At 54.3% G+C, this 17,822-nt stretch carries 14 protein-coding genes; 10 read left to right on the top strand and 4 right to left on the bottom strand.

Features of this window, described 5'->3' with window-relative positions; genetic code table 11:
* Positions 1-19: 19 nt before the first annotated feature.
* The 8 genes from AK95_RS19425 (at position 20) to AK95_RS19390 (ending at position 11,954) form a co-directional block, all read left to right on the top strand.
* Positions 20-967, top strand: a complete 948-nt coding sequence (locus AK95_RS19425) for a carbohydrate ABC transporter permease (protein ID WP_071221538.1) — start codon at positions 20-22, stop codon at positions 965-967.
* Between the two features lie 15 nt (positions 968-982).
* Entirely contained in the window at positions 983-1,822 is an 840-nt protein-coding gene (locus AK95_RS19420; protein ID WP_071221536.1) for a carbohydrate ABC transporter permease, read from the top strand.
* 155 nt (positions 1,823-1,977) lie between these two features.
* On the top strand, positions 1,978-3,348 hold the full coding sequence (locus tag AK95_RS19415; RefSeq protein ID WP_071221535.1) for an ABC transporter substrate-binding protein: 1,371 nt from the start codon (positions 1,978-1,980) through the stop codon (positions 3,346-3,348).
* Positions 3,349-3,446: 98 nt separating this feature from the next.
* Positions 3,447-5,255 carry a cache domain-containing sensor histidine kinase gene (locus AK95_RS19410; RefSeq protein ID WP_071221534.1) on the top strand — a complete coding sequence of 603 codons (1,809 nt, stop codon included), beginning with the start codon at positions 3,447-3,449 and terminating at the stop codon, positions 5,253-5,255.
* Positions 5,248-6,870, top strand: a complete 1,623-nt coding sequence (locus tag AK95_RS19405; RefSeq protein ID WP_071221533.1) for a response regulator transcription factor — start codon at positions 5,248-5,250, stop codon at positions 6,868-6,870. Before AK95_RS19410 ends, AK95_RS19405 begins: the two co-directional genes overlap by 8 nt.
* A gap of 58 nt (positions 6,871-6,928) precedes the next feature.
* A complete protein-coding gene (locus AK95_RS19400) occupies positions 6,929-8,803 on the top strand; it encodes a heparinase II/III family protein (RefSeq protein WP_071221532.1) in 1,875 nt (624 codons plus the stop codon).
* Positions 8,804-8,821: 18 nt separating this feature from the next.
* Positions 8,822-9,958, top strand: coding sequence for a glycoside hydrolase family protein (locus AK95_RS19395; protein WP_071221531.1), 1,137 nt, complete (start codon positions 8,822-8,824; stop codon positions 9,956-9,958).
* A gap of 118 nt (positions 9,959-10,076) precedes the next feature.
* Positions 10,077-11,954 (top strand): DUF2264 domain-containing protein, encoded by a 1,878-nt coding sequence (locus AK95_RS19390; protein WP_071221530.1) that lies wholly within the window; start codon positions 10,077-10,079, stop codon positions 11,952-11,954.
* 78 nt (positions 11,955-12,032) lie between these two features.
* Here the strand turns inward: AK95_RS19390 and AK95_RS19385 are convergent, their stop codons facing one another.
* Positions 12,033-13,124, bottom strand: coding sequence for an oxidoreductase (locus AK95_RS19385; protein ID WP_071221528.1), 1,092 nt, complete (start codon positions 13,122-13,124; stop codon positions 12,033-12,035).
* A 149-nt stretch (positions 13,125-13,273) separates the two neighbouring features.
* On the opposite strand from AK95_RS19385, the gene AK95_RS19380 reads away from it, so the two are divergent.
* Together AK95_RS19380 and ilvA are read left to right on the top strand one after the other, a co-directional pair.
* Positions 13,274-14,176 carry a LysR family transcriptional regulator gene (locus AK95_RS19380; RefSeq protein WP_071221527.1) on the top strand — a complete coding sequence of 301 codons (903 nt, stop codon included), beginning with the start codon at positions 13,274-13,276 and terminating at the stop codon, positions 14,174-14,176.
* A gap of 147 nt (positions 14,177-14,323) precedes the next feature.
* Positions 14,324-15,592: a threonine ammonia-lyase IlvA gene (ilvA, locus tag AK95_RS19375; protein WP_071221525.1), complete on the top strand. Its 1,269-nt coding sequence runs from the start codon at positions 14,324-14,326 to the stop codon at positions 15,590-15,592.
* Positions 15,593-15,737: 145 nt separating this feature from the next.
* Here ilvA and AK95_RS19370 read toward each other — a convergent pair whose 3' ends face one another.
* The 3 genes from AK95_RS19370 to AK95_RS19360 form a co-directional block, all read right to left on the bottom strand.
* Entirely contained in the window at positions 15,738-16,676 is a 939-nt protein-coding gene (locus tag AK95_RS19370) for a hypothetical protein (protein ID WP_071221524.1), read from the bottom strand.
* A gap of 126 nt (positions 16,677-16,802) precedes the next feature.
* Positions 16,803-17,465 carry a DUF1129 family protein gene (locus AK95_RS19365; RefSeq protein WP_071221522.1) on the bottom strand — a complete coding sequence of 221 codons (663 nt, stop codon included), beginning with the start codon at positions 17,463-17,465 and terminating at the stop codon, positions 16,803-16,805.
* A gap of 2 nt (positions 17,466-17,467) precedes the next feature.
* On the bottom strand, positions 17,468-17,803 hold the full coding sequence (locus AK95_RS19360; protein ID WP_071221521.1) for a PadR family transcriptional regulator: 336 nt from the start codon (positions 17,801-17,803) through the stop codon (positions 17,468-17,470).
* Positions 17,804-17,822 lie beyond the last annotated feature (19 nt).

Raw genomic sequence — 17,822 nt, 5'->3', positions numbered from 1 at the left:
GAATCGAGGGGGGTCCGACATGGCACAGACAATGGAGACGATGAAGAAGCATGGCACCCAGCCTGCGCGGGGACACAGATCCCGGGGATCCTTGCAGCGGGGTGAGAACCTATGGGGGATCGCATTCGTAAGCCCGATGCTGATCGGCGTCATCATATTGGTGCTGTTTCCGATATTGGCTACGCTCGTGCTGGGTTTTGCCGATTGGAATTTCGTGCAAGGCTGGGATGGCATCCAGTGGGTCGGGTTTCAGAACTTCCGCCAGCTGCTGGAGGATGACATGTTTATCAAGTCGGTGCGCAACAACATCTTGTTTCTCTTGACGGTTCCGGTCTACATGATAATCTCGATGGTGCTGGCCATCCTGATCGACCGGTTTGTCTATATGAAGGGCTATTTTAAAGTGGCCTACTTCATGCCCTACATATCCAACATCGTGGCGGTGGCCGTCGTATGGCAGGTGCTCTTCCAGCCGTCCTACGGGCCGATCAACGAAATCCTCCGGACGCTCGGGATATCCGATCCGCCCAAGTGGATCGCAGATCCGAATTTCGCGCTGATTTCCATCATGCTGATATCGATCTGGATTTCCATCGGCTTCAATCTGATTATCTATATCGCCGGGCTGCAGTCCATTCCGAAGGATCTGTACGAGGCGGCGGATATCGATGGAGCGAACGGGTGGACCAAGTTCAGACGCATTACGCTGCCCCTGCTGTCGCCAACGTCATTTTTCCTGCTGGTGACGGGCGTCATCTCCACGTTTAAGGTCTTTGATATCATTGCTGTTATGACCCAAGGCGGACCGATTGGATCGACAACCATGATGGTCTGGTATTTATACGATACGGCATTCGTCAACCTGAAGGTTGGTTACGCATCGTCCATTGCCGCGGTTCTGTTCGGTTTTGTCATGCTGATTACGCTGGGTCAGTGGGCTGCTCAGAAGAAGTGGGTCAACTACTAGGAAGGAGGGCGCTATATGGGGACAAGAGTCGGCGTCGACTGGCGCAAGCTCATCGTTACGATCGCGATGTTTGCGGTGAGCATTCTGTTTCTCCTTCCTTTTATATGGATGCTGGTTACATCCTTTAAGGTGGAGAAAGACGTATTCGTATATCCGATCCAGTGGATTCCGCAGGAGTGGAACGCCATCGAGAATTATAAGGAGGTATGGTTCGGCGATTATCCTTTCTATCTCTATTACTGGAACTCGATCAAGGTCAGCATACTGACCACGATCATCTCGGCCATGGTATCCGCCCTGGCGGCCTACGGCTTCTCCAAAATCCGGTTTGTCGCCGGCAATTGGCTGTTCATCATCGTGCTGGTGACCTACATGATTCCCGGCCAGGCCATCCTGATCCCGCAGTTTATTCTGTACCGCAACATCGGGCTGTTTGATAACCATTTCGGCCTCATTATGCTGGGAAGCTTCAGCGTGCTCGGAACGTTTATGCTCAGGCAATTCTTCATGGGCGTGCATCAGGAATTCATCGAATCCGCCAAAATCGACGGCGCGAACCATCCGCGAATCTTCTGGTCGATTGCACTGCCGCTGGTGAAGCCCGCTGTTGCCACGTATGCGATCCTGCGTTTCATCTGGACGTGGAACGATTATCAGAATCCGCTCATCTTCCTGCGGACGGACCGGCTGTTCACGATTCCGCTGGCGATGCAGAAATTCACGTCATTGAGCGGAGAATTCTATTCCCTGATTATGGCTGCTGCCGTGTCGGCGATCTTCCCGCTGCTGATCGTTTTTATCATCGGCCAGAAGAGTGTCATCGAGGGCATCGCGCTGGGCGGGGTCAAGGGTTAAGAGCCCGGGAATGAATGGGGTAAAAATAGTTCCAACATCAGTAAAGATTGTTTTATGGTTAAGATGTAAGCGCTCTATATAATGGGGATAGTTACAGCTAGAATCGTCACGACCTTACATACCGATATTGATATCAATGGGGAGGGTTATAGACAATGATGAACAAGAAATGGTGGTCAGGCGTTCTTACGGCTGCAATGGTGATCGGCCTGCTGTCCGGCTGCGGCGGAGCGAAGGAGAATGCGGCGCAAGAGGGTTCCGAACAAGGCGGGGGCAAGACCAATCTGAGGCTGTACACCTATGGCACGGAGGAAGCTTACAATTGGAAGAAAACGATCCAGGCCTATGAAGAGGCAACGCCGGGCGTGACCATTGAGCTGGTCCAGCTCAGCGAGAAGGGGGATACGCAGGAGGCGTTCAAGAAGCTCGACCTGGAGGCGGCATCTTCGGCCCAGATGGACATTCTGATGTTCAGCGATCCGGCGGGTTACGCGCAGAGGGTGGCGCTCGGCATGGCCGAGCCGCTGGATGACTTCATTGCGAAGGACGGCTACAGCGTGGAAACGGATTATAAAGTAGATACACGCCTCGACGGCAAAGTCTACGCGCTGCCCGGCAAGTTCAACCCGTGGTATGTGCTGCTGAACAAGGATCATCTGGAGGAAGCGGGACTGCCGGTTCCGACGGACTGGACCTGGGACGAATATGCGGATTATGCCAAAAAATTGACCCAAGGCGAAGGAGCGTCAAAGCGCTACGGAACATACTTCCATGGTCCGCAAGGGGGAGGATGGCTGGAGTTTCTGAAGCTGATGATGGCAAATCAGCCCCAAGATACCGATTATTTGAAGGCCGACGGCTCTTCCAATCTGGATAACCCGACCTTCAGGAAGACGCTGGAGCTGCGCGTGCGGATGGAGAAGGAGGACCAATCCTCGGTGCCGTACACGGATATGATCTCCCAGAAGCTGAATTACCGGACGCAATTCTTCAATCAATCCGCAAGTATGATCACGATTGGCAGCTGGATGAACACGGAGATCGGCGGAACGGATAAAGTGCCGCTGGACTTCAATGTCGCCGTTGCCCCATTCCCGAAAAACGAGAAAGGCGATCCGACGGGGCTTACGCCGGTCACTACGGATTACGTGGCGGTGGCGGCCAAGTCCAAGCATAAGGAAGAAGCTTATAAATTCGTCCGCTGGTACACAACGGAAGGGCAAATCGTGCAGGGCAAGAACATTCCGGCCTGGCAGCAGGTGAAAACTGAGCAGGTGGAAGAGATCATCGACACCATTCTGTCGGCCACGAAGAGTCCTGAGAAGGTAGACAAGAAATCGCTTGTGGACACCTTGGTCGCTTCGAAGGCCTCTGCCATCGTGCCTCCGGCACCTTATCAGGCGGAAGTGTACGAGGCGGTGAACGAGGAGTACGAGAAGCTGATCCTGGGCAATCAGGATATCGACCAGACCGTTGCGAATTCGCAGGATCGAGTGAACAAAATTATAGAATCCAACAAAAAATGATCTGGTATAATAGACAAAAAAATCGGGACGGAATTCTTCGTCCCTTTTTTTGAATTCGCGTACATCATTCCCGTCACGCCATACCCGAGGTGGATCCTATGCCCGCACGACTCAAGAGCCTGATCCCGAGCTCCATCAGGCATAAGCTGATATTAGCTGCCATCACCTGCATCGTCGTTCCCGCCATCGTCAGCTTGATTCTGTATAATTCGTTAACGAAGGAAGCCTTGAGGCAGCAGGCGGTATCCAACGCAAGCGATGCCCTTCAGTTGGTCCGCGGATCGGTGACGAATCTGCTCTTAAGCAAAATCAATATCGCCAACTATATTCAGATGAATTCCGGGTTGAATTCTTACTTCAAGCAGGTGGTCTCCGGCAACGAAGACCCGGATCCTTACCGCAGATTTATGGACTCCAACCGAGTTTTGGAGCATCTAGACAGCTTGACGGTCGTCGGAGAGAAAAGTTATGTGACCGTCATCCTAGAGAACGGCTCCTATTACATGAATTATTCCGTAAGCGATTACAATCCGCTCGATTACAGGCAGCGGCCTTGGTTCAGCCGGATTTCGGAGCTGCAAGGCTTGGAGTCTCTATGGACGGAGCCGGAGGCCACGATGTTCCTCCCCGACCAAATCGATCATCCGACGCAGCTATCGGTGGTGCGCACGCTCAGGCTGCCGGATTCCGAGATATACGGCTACGTGATCGTAACGTTCATGGAGGATCAGATCAGCGGGATCTTCAACTCCCTTTCGGAAGGCAACGATATGGTGCTGCTGGATGCCAAGGGAACGATCGTTTCCGGCAGTTATCAGAACCAGATCGGAACCTTTGCTTATCTTGATGAGTTGGATCAAGATAAGCCGTATTCGATCGTACCGATGAAGGGGGAGAAACAGCTGATGGTACACCAGGACATTCCGTTTGCCGGATGGCGCCTGGTGCTGATGCAGCCGTACAAGGATGCGATCGTCAATATCAACTCGATTTTTAACCGGGTGTTCTGGTTTCAGATGTGCTTCTTTCTGATCTTTCTGCTGCTGCTCATTGCCCTTGTCCGCGCGTTTACGAAGCCGTTGGTCAAGCTTGGCAAAGTGGCAACCGCCGTGCAGCGCGGAAATCTGGAAGTAAGGTCGAATGTTCATGGCAATGATGAGGTTGGTCGGCTCGGTCATTTATTCGACGACATGCTGGACCGGTTCAAAGCCATGATTTCGGAAATATCCGAGAACCAGGCGAGAAAACGAAAAGCGGAGCTCCGAATGCTACAAGCCCAGATCCATCCCCACTTTCTGTTCAATGTCCTGAATTCGATCCGGATGAAGGTCATGAAACGGGGCGATCCCGAAAGCGCCAAGATGATCGGCTCCCTGTCCGTGCTGCTCCGCATGACGATCAGCCGCGAGGAGGACGAGATTGCGCTTCACGAAGAAATCGACCTGATCTCGCATTATGTGGCCCTGATGAACCTCCGGCAGAAGGAGGAGGTCAGGCTGGAGCTGGATATCGCGCCGGAGGCTTTCCTCTTTAAGGTGCCGCGCTTTTTCCTGCAGCCGATCGTGGAGAATGCATTAATCCATGGGCTCAACCAGCAGGCAGGGATGATCCGGATTGCAGCCGTCATGAAGGGCAGGCACCTCGTGCTGGCGGTGAAGGACGACGGCATCGGCATGGATGAAGCCATCAGGGAGTCGATTGCCCGCAGAATCCAAGGCGGCTCCGCCGGTTCCTCGACGCAGGAAGAGGCAAGCGGAGGCAGCTTCTCCCATATCGGTCTTCAAAATGTGATGGAACGGATGAGTATGGTGTTCGGCGAGGCTTTTCAATGTCACGTTTACAGCGAGCCTGGCCAGGGAACGGTGATCGAGATGTTTATACCGGAAAGAGGGAATGCGGATGTATAACGTGATGCTGGTGGACGATGATTATCCCGTCATCGAGCTGTTGTCGGAGGCCATATCGTGGAATGAGCTGGGTTTGAATCTGATGGGAAGTTATGAGAACGGAATGAGTGCCTGGGAGGATGCGAAGTCTTCGCCTCCGGACATCCTGATTACGGATATCGGCATGCCCAAAATGAACGGGCTCGAGCTGTCCGCACGCATCAAAGAAGTGAAAGCCGATGTGCGGATCGCCATTCTGTCCTGCCATAACGAATTCCAATATGCCCAGCAGGCTATGCGCCTGAACGTGCAGGATTATCTGCTGAAGGACACGCTCGACCCCGAGGAGCTGGCACAGCTGCTGAGGCGCTTCAAGCAGGCAATGGACGAGGAAGCACAGAAGGGCTGGGAACGGTCGCGGATGATCCATCTGGTGGACGAATCCAAGGAGCTGCGGAAGGAGCAGAGCCTCAAAAATTTCATACACCAGCCCCTGCTGTCACCCGAAAAATGGCGGCATGAGCTGTCGGAGTACGGGATATTGAAGCCGGGTTCCCACTGCCTTCCCGTCGTCGGGCACCTGGAGGATGTCCGGGATATCAAGCACCGCTTCGCCTCCAACCAGACGCTGCATTTTGCCCTGGGCAACGTGCTGCGGGAGGTGCTGGAGCAGCTGAATCCGAGTGCGGTCCATGTCATATACGATGCAAAGTCTTCGCTGCTCCTGTTCTCGTACCGACCTGGCTTGGGCAGCAACATTTACGACGATGCCGCCGCCTGCCTGAAGGAGGTGCAGAGGACGCTCGAGCGCGTGCTGCGAATCCGCATGTCGTTCCTGATCGGCCGGGGGTGCGCTGATCCAGAAAGTTTAAAGGCAGGGCTCAATGGACTGCTGGCCAGCCGGCAGCAACGATTCTATCTGGAGCCGCAGGAGATATCGAAACTGAACGGAGCGCTTGAACAGAACAGTCTGCATGGGGATCCCGATCTCTTCGTTTATTATGACCGGGCCAGCTCGGAGCTGCGGGAATCGCTGCTCGGCAAAGAGGGCTCCGGCGCAGTGCGCGATACGGTCGATCGGTGGATCGCATGGATTCAAGGCAAGCGGTACGCACCGGAATCGGTTAAGGACTGGGTGTTGAAGCTTCTGCTGGATATGAAGCTGAGGCTACATCTTCTGCATTCGCTGTCACCCGCTTATACAGCGGATGCGCTACACAAAGAGATCATGGACATGGATTCCTTGAACGAGCTGAAATCCTGGCTTCACGATTATTTGGAATCCACCATGCAGGCCATGGATCGGGGATTCGGGGGCAGCAGAAGATCGGAAGTGGCGGAGGCCTGCAAATACGTGTCCCTTCGGCTTGACCAGAGGATCACGCTGGATGAAGTTGCGGGCTGTCTGCACCTGAATCCGAGCTATTTCAGCCGCATGTTCAAGAAAGAAACGGGGGTCACCTTCATCGAATACGTCACCCGGATGAAGATGGAGCGAGCCAAGGAGCTGCTGCGGCAGACGGACCGCACAGTCGGGGAAATCTGCGAAAGTCTGGCTTACGACAATGTGAGTTATTTCAGCAAGACATTCAAGGCTTATGCGGGGGTGACCCCTGTAGAGTTCCGGAACGGTTGAACGGGAGATGAAACGGGCGTCTGAACGGGCGCCGAAATGGGGAGGAGGCCTTAGTCCGATGAACAGAATGCAGGAGCTGACAACGATTGTGAACGGGATGGCTCCCGCCGATCGGCGGATGTATTACCAAGGCAGGGACCAGAGATCCTTCTGGGAAGGCATTCAGCGAAGCGGGGATTACGAGCAGGACATATCCGAGATTCGCGAGGAAGGGGAACGGCTGCTGTCTGTCCCGAATCCGCCCCTGACCTATGACTTATTCACCCGGTTTGCCCGGCATGGAACGAGGCTGGACTATGAGAAGGTCTATTTCGAGCGAAGGCTCCGGCTGAATACGTATGCCCTGTTGACCCTTCTCGAGCCTGATAAGGAAGCGTACCGGACGGCTCTCCAGGAGATGGTCTGGTCCATCTGCGATGAGTATACCTGGTGTTTACCGGCGCATCTGAACGCGGAATCGCCGGGCGTCATCAAAGGGACGATTGATCTGTTCAGCGCCGAGACCGGGTTTACCCTCAGCGAAATCCGCATGCTGCTGCGGGACCATCTGCCTTCGCTGCTGATCTCAAGAATCGAGGAGGAGGTTGAAGCGCGGTTGTTCACCCCTTTCCTAAGCCATGAGCACGGCTGGGAGACCGCGACGCATAATTGGTCAGCCGTCTGTGCCGGTTCCATCGGCTCTGCCGCGCTGCTGCTTATGGAAAGCGGGGAATCTCTTGCAAAGATTCTGCTGAAGACGGAGCGGTGCATGGACTATTATCTGCAGGGCTTTGGCCCCGATGGAGCTTGTCTGGAAGGGCTGGGATACTGGAATTACGGGTTCGGGTATTTCGTGTATTATGCCGATTTGCTGCGCAAGCGCACCCGAGGCGAGCTGGACTGGTTCCGTGCCGAGAAGGTAGGCCGCATCGCCTTGTTTCAGCAAAAGGGCTTTTTGGCAGGCAAGGCCGTCGTCAACTTCTCCGATTCGCAACCGGAAAGCAAGGTGCACATCGGCTTGTCTCATTATCTGACCGGATTGTACGGAGAATTCGAGTCTCCGCCGCAGTCTCTCCGGTCGGCTTACCGCGACGACCATTGCAGCCGCTGGGCTCCGGCCTTGCGCAACCTGATCTGGCGGAACCCCTTGCTGGCGGGAAGCGATTGGGGAGAGGCGAGTTATTATTTGCCTGATGCCCAGTGGCTGATCTCCCGCAGCTCCCATGGAGGCGAAGTGTACGCGTTTGCCGCCAAGGGCGGCAGCAACGGCGAGCCGCACAACCATAATGATCTGGGGCATTTTATTCTGTACGGCGCCGGGGAAGTATGGTGCTCGGACCTCGGCTGCGGCGAGTACACGGCGGAGTATTTCGGCGAAGGACGGTATGGCTATGATTGCAACGGCTCCCAAGGACACTCCGTGCCGATCATCGACGGCCATTACCAGCAAGAGGGTTCGGATAGCGCCGCGGTTGTATTGGAAGCCGTGAAGGGCGAAGCCGTGGATCGGCTTGCGCTTGAGCTGACCTCGGCCTACCGGGTTCCGGCGCTTCAGTCATTCACGAGGACGCTGGAGTGGAACAAGAAGAGGGATCGGCCAGAGCTGACGCTGAGCGACCGGTTTACGTTCGATTCACCCCCGGAGAGTCTGGTGGAGCGGATCGTCACCAGGAAACAGCCCGAGCTGGTGCTGATGGATGGCCGGCAGGTTGTTAGGTTGCGGGCACCGGGTACTTATGAGCAAGCAGAGGCAGGAGGATCAGAAGTTGTTCAGGCCTTAGATGACAGGCCAGGCCTGCTGATCCAATATGACAGCAAGCTGGTGGAGCCTGAGCTGACAAGCCATGTCTTCCGTGACCACTTCGGCCAGGAATCATCTTGGTATGCCGTTGATTTTAAAGTGAAGACCCCTGGTTTCCATGCGAATATCGACTTTAGATTTCAATTCATATGAACAGAGGAGTGGAGAGGAATGAAAACGGAGATCGCTTTGGATTGGTTGACGGAGGCCTGGGAGAAGTCGCTTGCGAAGACGCGTCGAAACGTAACGCGGATTGGGGCGGGGTTTCCGCATGCCAGCCAGAATGGAGTCTACCAGCTGGAGCCGCCGCATTGGTGGACGGCCGGCTTTTGGCCTGGGATGCTGTGGCTTCTGTACAATGACAGCGGCCGGGCGGAGTTTAGAACGACCGCCGAGCAGTGCGAGCTCATTTTGGATGACGTGCTGAACCAATATGTACGACTGGATCACGATCTCGGTTTCATGTGGACGTTATCGAGTATGGCTTCCTACAAGCTGACCGGCAGCGAAGAGTCCAAGGTACGCGCGCTCAAGGCGGCTAACTACCTGGCTGCACGCTTCAACCTGAAGGGCCAATATATTCGAGCCTGGAATCCATGGTCGGAAGGGGAGGATAACGCCGGGCTTGCCATCATCGATTGCGCCATGAATACGCCCTTGTTGTTTTTGGCCTCCGAGCTCAGCGGCGATCCCCGCTACCGGCATATTGCCGAAGCCCATATGGACACGGTGGTCCGGGACTTCGTCCGGCCGGACGGTTCCGTATATCATATCGTTCGATACGATCCGGCTACCGGTGAACGTGTGGAAGGGATCGGCGGGCAGGGCTTTGCGCCCGAATCCGCCTGGTCAAGGGGGACGGCGTGGGCGATCTACGGCTTAACGCTTGCCTACCATCATACGGGCAAGTCGATATACCTCGATACCGCCAAAACGGTGGCGCATTTCTTCCTGGCGAACCTTCCGGAAGACCATGTGCCATACTGGGACTTCCGCGCGCCGGATGAAGCCCGCATCTACCGGGATTCGTCCGCCGGAGCCTGCGCCGCCAGCGGGCTGCTGCTTCTGGCCGACAAGGTGGATCAGGGACAGGCAGCCGTATACCGGGAATCCGCGGTCCGGATTTTGGAATCGCTGTACCGGAATTACGGTACATGGGACAACGATGGGGAGGAAGGCTTGATTCTTCATGGGACCAGCCATTATCCGGAAGGACGGAATATCGACGTGCCCTTAATTTATGGCGACTTTTTCTTTGTGGAAGGCGTGGCGCGGCTGAGAGGGAAGGGGCCGTTTTACTGGGAATGACGTAAAAAAAGTACATGCGAGTAAGAGGATAAGAGAAGAAGAAGCACTGGGAAATGGATAGTAAGGTAGATTCTACAGAATAAGAGAAGCATTCCGGAAATGGAGTGAGAATTTAAAAATGAGCATACAGGCAACGGGGAATCTCGATGGTGGCTTGACCCATCCGGTTGCCCGGAATCCGCTGCGGACAAGAGACGATGTGCAGGAAGCACTCACCCAACTGCTCGAGCCTCTGAATAAACGGTACAGCGAGGGGCGAGCACGATTAATCCTCGAACGATCGGGAGCCGACGCCTATGCCGATATTGCGGAGATGGAGGGTTTCTCGCGAGTCCTGTGGGGGCTCGTACCCGCCGTTGCCGGCGGATCCCATGGGGATCTGTGGGAGCTGTCTCTGCAAGGGATACGTTCAGGGACGGATCCGACGCATGCGGAGTATTGGGGAAAGGTGAATGATTATGACCAAAGGCTGGTGGAGATGGCGCTATTCGGATTGGCCTTCGCCCTCATTCCGGACCGCATCTGGCAGCCGCTGAACGAGAAGGAGAGGAGCAACCTCTATCAGTGGCTCGATCAGATCAATTATCACCCTTGTCATGATTGCAATTGGCTATTTTTCCATGTGTTTGTCAACGTTGGCTTCCTCAAAGCAGGCTTGCCGTACGATGCTGAGCAGCTGGAGAACAATCTCCAGCGCATTGAGGAATTCTATCTGGAAGCAGGCTGGTACAGCGACGGAATCGGGGGGCACAGCGATTATTACGTGCCGTATGCCTTTCACTTCTACGGTCTGATCTATGCGCAGCTGATGGGAGAGGAGGACCCGGAACGCGCAGGGCGCTACAGGGAGCGGGCGGCGTTGTTTGCCCGCGATTTCGTCCACTGGTTCGCCCCCGACGGGGCGGCCGTTCCTTATGGGCGCAGCTTGACGTACCGCTTTGCCCAGTCGGCGTTCTGGTCGGCTGCGGCCTATGCCGGACTGGAAGGGTTTCGTCCGGGTGAGCTAAAAGGGCTGATCCTGAGAAATCTCAGATGGTGGTTTCAGCAGCCTATATTCGACCGGGACGGCGTGTTGACGATCGGCTACGCGTACCCAAACCGGATCATGTCGGAGAATTATAATGCGGCCGGCTCCGTGTACTGGTCGCTGAAGACGTTCCTGATCCTGGCTTTGCCGGACGAGCATCCGTTCTGGACGGCCGAGGAGCAGGAGCTGCCGGAGACGGGAGATATTTCGGTTCAGGAGCAAGCGCATCTGGTGTTTTGCCGGGATCAGCAGACCGGCCATGTGGCCGCGTTCAATACGGGCCATCCGTCTACGAACGAGCATACGCATACTTCCGCCAAGTACGAGAAGTTTGTTTACTCAACCGCCTTTGCATTCAGCGTTCCGAGGGCGGAATGGGGACTGGCCCAGGGGGCTTACGATTCCATGCTGGCGCTTAGCGAAGGTGATCGGCTGTTCCGGGTCAAGCGCTTATGCGAAGAAACATGGATTCAGGAGCATGTGCTGTATTCACAATGGAAGCCGTGGAGAGACGTGGAGGTCCGGACCTGGATAGCTGCGGGGCTCCCTTGGCATATTCGCATCCATCGGATCAGCACGGGAAGAATGCTTGATGCTGCAGAAGGCGGGTTTGCTTTAGGCTTGGGATCTCTAAACAGCTCCATGGCGGGAGAAGGGGCAGCATCAGCTTCCGGCACCTTCGGTACGAGCGCTATCTATGGCATGCTCGGTTACGATACGGCAGAGCTCATCTATCCCCATGCCAATACCAATCTCCTGCGTCCCCGCACCGTCATTCCTACGTTGATGGCGGCGCTCGAACCCGGAACCCATTGGCTCATATCGGCTGTACACGGCGATCCAGGTCCTTACGTCGTTGAAGAGCCTTCCATGGTTGCCGTAACAAAGGGTCTGGGTGTAGAGATTGGCCAGCGTGAGATTGAAATAACGACACAGACGGGGAAAGTCATCGTGATTCCGATGGACTGAAGGGCATGCCCTCATTCGCCTTCATATAAATCTAAACCACAAAAGCCGGGGGATTGATAACCCCGGCTTTCGTGCGCTTCATAGAAGCACCTCATCCTCCCTGATCGTGGCGATGGGCTGCAGAAATTGGTGATTAAAGGGCCGCAGCTCTGTCCCTGCCCGAGCTTTATTCACCCAATCCGGGTTGACCAAGGCGCTGGTGCCGATCGCTGCGAAATGCGCATGGCCAGAAGCCAAGATTCGTTCTGCGACCACCGGCTCGCCGAGTTTGCCGTTCGCGATGACGGGAACGCCGCCGTATGTTGCGGCAAGCTCGGCTAAGGTGGTCTCGCCTTCAGCGAAAGCGGGGGCGTAAGCTTTGTACTCCGTCGTGTGAATGTAAGATGGTGAGGCCCCGCTCAATTTACCGAAAATTGTCTTAGCATCCTCAACTCCCTGAGCCCACTTATGATGGAAATCGTTCACCTTGCCCTGGGAAATCCGCACGCCAACGGTATAATCCGGGCCAACGGCTGCCCGAATGGCTTCCAACACCTCAACGACAATTCGAATCCGATTCTCCGTGGACCCGCCGTATTCATCCGTTCTGCGGTTGGTGTAATCGGTTATGAATTGATCGAGCAAATAGCCGTTTGCCGCATGGATTTCAACCCCGTCGAATCCAGCAGCCTTGGCGCGGAGTGCCGCTTGCGCAAAATCCTGGATCGTTTGTTTAATCTGAGGCTGCGTTAACTCCCGAGGGGTGGCGAATTCCCCGCTTCCTCCATGATCCTCAAGCATGGCGCCCACCGGCTTCACCGCTGAAGGCGCGACCGGGATGAATCGCTCATGCTGAACCAGGGCCCCGGCGTGCATCAACTGCGCAATGATTTTACTTCCCTCCCGATGAACAGCTTCGATGACAGGCTTCCAGGACGCGGCCTGCTGGTCATTCGCCATGCCGGGTTGGTTGAGATAGCTTTGGCTCTGAACGTCATCCGGATAAAGGCCTTCCGTAATGATCAGACCGAACCCGCCCTTTGCGAATCTCTGATAGTATCGGACCATTCGGTCGTTTGCCAAGCCATTTGGCTCCGCGCTCGTTCTAGTCATGGGCGAGAGTACGGCCCGATTGGGCAATTTCAAAGATCCTAATGAAGCCTCGGTTAGCAGGTTGGGATATGAATGCATGGTTTTGTCCTCCTCATTGGTTGATCAGTCTTATGGCGACCGACGCTTGTTAGTGGGTATGTTCTGATTGTATTTCGCATGGTCTATACTGTAAAATGATAGAAAATAATACATGTATCAAAAAAAATGATACCAAGAAGGTGTGCTGGATGGACTTAACGGATCTGAAGACGATCGCCGTCATCGTGGAGGAAGGCAGCGTATCAGGTGCTGCCGAGAAGATGGGGTATGTGCAATCCAACGTGACGGCGCGCATTCGCAAGCTGGAGTCCGAGCTGGGTGTTCCTTTGTTCGATAGGCACCCCAAAGGAGTCACTCCCACGGAAAGGGGGCTCGTTCTCTATCGATATGCCAAGGAGATTCTAGACATGGCTGAGGAAGCCGTTGCCGCCGTGAAGGAGCCGCCCTATCCATGCGGTCCGCTTGTGATCGGCGTCGTGGAGACGATGGCGACATCGCCATCCTTTATTCAGTCCTTGTCCCACTTTCAACGAACCTATCCGGAGGTCGCGCTATCTCTTGTTAGCGGAACATCTCCACAGCATTATGAAGGCATGCTCAGCCGTAGATTGGACGGTGCGTTCATTACCGGTGATTATGATATGTCGCTGCTTGTGAGCGAGCTGGAAATCCGGGAGGAGGTGTCGCTGCTCGCTTCGTCGGAGGAATCCGAAGATGAGGGGGCATTCAAGGCATTCGAACTAACGGGTGCTTCTTGGATCGTATTTCCCAAGGGATGTCCGTTCCGGAAGTCTAACGAAGAATGGCTTAGCAGCGAAGGGATCGCCGCAGCGAACATGATCGAAATCAGCACATTGGAGACGATGCTCAGCTGCGTACGGGCCAAGCTGGGCTGCGCGCTTCTGCCGGCATCGGCGATTCCTTGGTCCGATGCAGGATTAACGGCCTACCCCGTACCGGAAGAGTATCGCAGCGCCACGACTCGGCTACTTCGTCGCAATGAATCATTCCGCAGCAAGGCGTTTGCCGCTTTCGCGGAATGCGTCAGAGAAGCGGGCGGTCTGAATTCGACTGGAATTCAGGCTTCCTGATCTTGAAAATATCTCCAGTTTCCGAAAGCTTGCCAGAAAAGGGCGGGATATTTTCATGAAAAGTGATACAATAATAGAAATACGTAAATGAGGGTAGCGGAAGGATCAACGTTTACCTGGCAGCGAAGTGGGAGTGTGATCGAGAGAATGGAAGAGACGTATACGGCAAAACGGGCAGTCAGCATGGAGGACATCGTACGCGCACACCACGTGCTTCGTGAAGTGATCGTGCGGACGCCACTGCAGCGCGACGCTGTGCTGTCAGCCAAGTATGACTGCGAAGTGTATTTGAAGCGCGAGGACTTGCAGGTGGTTCGCTCCTTCAAGATCCGCGGCGCTTACAATATGATTCGCAGCTTGTCGGACGAGGAACGTGGTAACGGGATCGTGTGCGCGAGTGCGGGAAACCATGCGCAAGGGGTGGCTTTCTCCTGTAATGCGCTGAATATTAGAGGCAAGATTTATATGCCGAGTACAACCCCGAATCAGAAGGTGAAGCAGGTGAAGCGCTTTGGCGGGGGCAGTGTCGAGGTCATTTTGACAGGCGATACCTTCGACGATGCTTATGCTGAAGCGATCAAGGCTTGTGATGAGTATGGCATGACCTTTATTCACCCGTTCGATGAAGCGAAGATCATCGCGGGCAACGGCACGATCGGGATGGAAGTTATGGAGGAGCTGGACGCTCCGGCTGATTATATGTTTGTCACCATTGGCGGCGGCGGTCTTGCCGCAGGCGTAGCAACATATGTCAAAACCGTCAGCCCAACGACGCAAGTCATTGGCGTTGAACCGCTCGGCGCAGCGTCCATGATCGAGGCCAAGAAGCAGGGTGAGGTGGTCACCATGCACGAGATCGACAAATTCGTGGATGGCGCAGCCGTTAAGCGTGTCGGGCAGCTGACCTACGATATCTGCTGCGAGCTTGTCGATGACATCGTGACGGTACCGGAAGGAAAAGCCTGCACCACCATCCTGGAGCTGTATAACGAAAATGCGATCGTTGTAGAACCTGCCGGGTCGCTGGCCGTGGCGGCGCTGGATATGAACCGGGACCGGATTCGCGGAAAAACGGTCGTATGCATCATCAGCGGCGGCAATAACGATATCGACCGGATGCAGGAAATCAAGGAGCGTTCCTTGATTTATGAAGGGCTGAAGCATTACTTCATGATCAACTTCCCGCAGCGTGCGGGAGCACTCCGCGAGTTTCTGGAAGAAGTGCTGGGTCCCGACGACGATATCGCACGCTTCGAATACACGAAGAAGCATAACAAGGAAGACGGGCCTGCCCTGGTGGGCATCGAGCTGTTAAGGCCCGAGGATTACGGTCCGCTGGTAGAGCGGATGCAGCGCAAGGGTCTGGATTATACAGAGCTGAACAAGAACATGAACCTGTTCAATCTGCTGATTTAAGAGCTACACAGGCCGCGATAAATAGGCACAGACCACGTATAAAAGCCGGATTCTCCTACAAACGGGAATCCGGCTTTTTTTCATAAGCTATTCATTAGGTTGTCGATCTTGTTTAACGTTGGTGAATGGTCTGTGGTTCGTTCCTCTAGTCGAGTGGAACCGCCTTCGCACGATACTGCTCCACTTCCTGGGTCAACTTGTCCTTGTTGCTCTCAAGCACTTCAGACCAGGACTTCAGCTTTTTCAGGAGAGTGCTTTTGGAGACGGCGTCGCTGTCCTTGAGCACGCTATCGAACGCTTGTCGCACTTCCGGATCAAGTAGATTGTCCTCGTACTTGAATAGCGGCGTATTGTTATAACCGTAGAATAAGCTCAGCTCCGTAAACCGAAGCTTCAGCTTCACGTCAGCGGTCCGGTTTGATTTAGGATATGTCGTGATAAAAGCCTCCTGCGCGAGTCCACGTTCAATGACCTCGGACCAAGGGATGACCAAGGCGGCATCACTGACCGCAGGCTTCTCGGACTCCACAATCATGATGTCGATGTAGGCTTGAAGATCCTTATTGATGTAAGGCTTATATGGTTTCAGTGTCGTATAGTCGATAATCGGGAAGATGACGCCTTCGGTCGTATACAGTCTGTAGCCGCTGTCTCGCAGATTGATGAGCACCTTCCGAAGCGTGTCGTCCTTGGCTTTGTTAATGGTCGTGTTAATCGGCTCCCCGAATTTGTACAGGTTCATCAGCTTATCCTGAATGCCGATTTCATACACCTTATCGGTTTTTGCCGGGAGTGCATCATTCATCGCGTTCTCCAGTTTGAGCACCAGCAGGGTCGCCTGATACGGGGTAACGCTGCGGATATGCTTGGTGATGTAAGCCTTGGCATAAGCCACGTCAGTTTCCTTCAGAAGTTTACTGGCTTTGTTGTACACTGCATTGCCGAAGGCGGTAGCTTTGCTTGAAACTGCGGTTGAACCAGCTTGGGATACGGATGCAGGTGCTGCGTTAGCGATGACGCCGGTCTGGATCGTTAGAATAAGTGCAAGGATGGCAGCAATCGCGGATTTTTTGGATTTTGACATATATATTCCTCCCTTACCACACATTACCCTTATCCTATCATCTTCTATAGAACATTAGTTTACAATGTACGAAAAAATATTAAAGATTTTGTTATGATCCAGCCGCGAATTCATGACGAGTTTGTATTATTTGCTCGAAAAAAGAAGCTTCGTCCCGGCGATTCCGACCAGGAATATGACGAGACTGATCCATGGCGCTATCGTCAGAACCGGCAGCAGCCGCCCCAGCCACACGCCGGCAACCAGAATCAATACGGTGATGGCGACATAAATCCCCATATTGCGGACATTAATCTTGCGCTTGTCCTCCTCCGGCTTGAAGGTGTCGCTCTTCATCGATCTTAACAATGCGTGGATCAACACATAGGAACCGCCTGCTATCAGAATCAGGGTAGAAATACGGACCTGCGTCATGCGTTCAACCGGTCCCCCGGCCCACATTGTGATGAACCCGACCAGCGCTTGGACGAAGAAAAACCAGGTTAAAGCAATCCACGGGATCATGAGATGATATTGGAGACTGCTGAGGCCCTTCATTTTTGGCAGCTGTTCTACCAGCTCTTTGCAGTAGGATTCGGGATCGCTTCCGAATACGTCCTCGGCGCTTTTGCCTTTGGATTGGGCGTCCAGCAGATGCTGGGCGATTTCGAGCAGCAGCTCCTCGCCTTTTTGTTCCTGCACCGAGCTGCTGCGGATATAGACCACCATGTCCTGGTAATAGCTCAGGTTGTTTGGTTTCATGGCATCCTGGAGTCGATTGTTCTCTTTGATCATCTGTTTGGTATTCATGTTCACTGTCCTCCGCGGGTTAGAATGTGGTCCACACTATCTTTAAGCGTTCCCCAATGCTCCTTGAATTGTTGAAGAACCTGTCGGCCTTTGTCGGTCAAATTGTAGTATTTGCGGGGTGGCCCCCCGGCACCGGGCGCAGGCCGAAGTGTCCCTTCGATTAACTGCTCTTTCTGCATGCGAAGCAGCAGTGGATAAATGCTGCCTTCGCTCACAAACGTTAGCCCACTGTCTTCCAGCAGCGTGCTAAGCTCATAACCGTATACCTCCTGATGCTCCATGAGCGAGAGAATGCAGCCTTCGAGAATGCCTTTTAGCATCTGACTTTGGGTGGTCATGAATGGGATTATCCTCCTT

The sequence above is a fragment of the Paenibacillus sp. LC231 genome, assembly GCF_001860525.1.
Classification (GTDB): domain Bacteria; phylum Bacillota; class Bacilli; order Paenibacillales; family Paenibacillaceae; genus Paenibacillus_AQ.
The sequence above is the reverse complement of the archived record's forward strand: the minus strand, read 5'-3'. Positions and strand labels throughout refer to the sequence as shown.

Excerpts from the sequence above, each read along its gene's own strand:
- AK95_RS19425 (WP_071221538.1), top strand. The coding sequence starts at position 20 with ATGGCACAGACAATGGAGACGATGAAGAAGCATGGCACCCAGCCTGCG.
- AK95_RS19420 (WP_071221536.1), top strand. The coding sequence starts at position 983 with ATGGGGACAAGAGTCGGCGTCGACTGGCGCAAGCTCATCGTTACGATC.
- AK95_RS19415 (WP_071221535.1), top strand. The coding sequence starts at position 1,978 with ATGATGAACAAGAAATGGTGGTCAGGCGTTCTTACGGCTGCAATGGTG.
- AK95_RS19410 (WP_071221534.1), top strand. The coding sequence starts at position 3,447 with ATGCCCGCACGACTCAAGAGCCTGATCCCGAGCTCCATCAGGCATAAG.
- AK95_RS19405 (WP_071221533.1), top strand. The coding sequence starts at position 5,248 with ATGTATAACGTGATGCTGGTGGACGATGATTATCCCGTCATCGAGCTG.
- AK95_RS19400 (WP_071221532.1), top strand. The coding sequence starts at position 6,929 with ATGAACAGAATGCAGGAGCTGACAACGATTGTGAACGGGATGGCTCCC.
- AK95_RS19395 (WP_071221531.1), top strand. The coding sequence starts at position 8,822 with ATGAAAACGGAGATCGCTTTGGATTGGTTGACGGAGGCCTGGGAGAAG.
- AK95_RS19390 (WP_071221530.1), top strand. The coding sequence starts at position 10,077 with ATGAGCATACAGGCAACGGGGAATCTCGATGGTGGCTTGACCCATCCG.
- AK95_RS19385 (WP_071221528.1), bottom strand. The coding sequence starts at position 13,124 with ATGCATTCATATCCCAACCTGCTAACCGAGGCTTCATTAGGATCTTTG.
- AK95_RS19380 (WP_071221527.1), top strand. The coding sequence starts at position 13,274 with ATGGACTTAACGGATCTGAAGACGATCGCCGTCATCGTGGAGGAAGGC.
- ilvA (WP_071221525.1), top strand. The coding sequence starts at position 14,324 with ATGGAAGAGACGTATACGGCAAAACGGGCAGTCAGCATGGAGGACATC.
- AK95_RS19370 (WP_071221524.1), bottom strand. The coding sequence starts at position 16,676 with ATGTCAAAATCCAAAAAATCCGCGATTGCTGCCATCCTTGCACTTATT.
- AK95_RS19365 (WP_071221522.1), bottom strand. The coding sequence starts at position 17,465 with ATGAATACCAAACAGATGATCAAAGAGAACAATCGACTCCAGGATGCC.
- AK95_RS19360 (WP_071221521.1), bottom strand. The coding sequence starts at position 17,803 with ATGACCACCCAAAGTCAGATGCTAAAAGGCATTCTCGAAGGCTGCATT.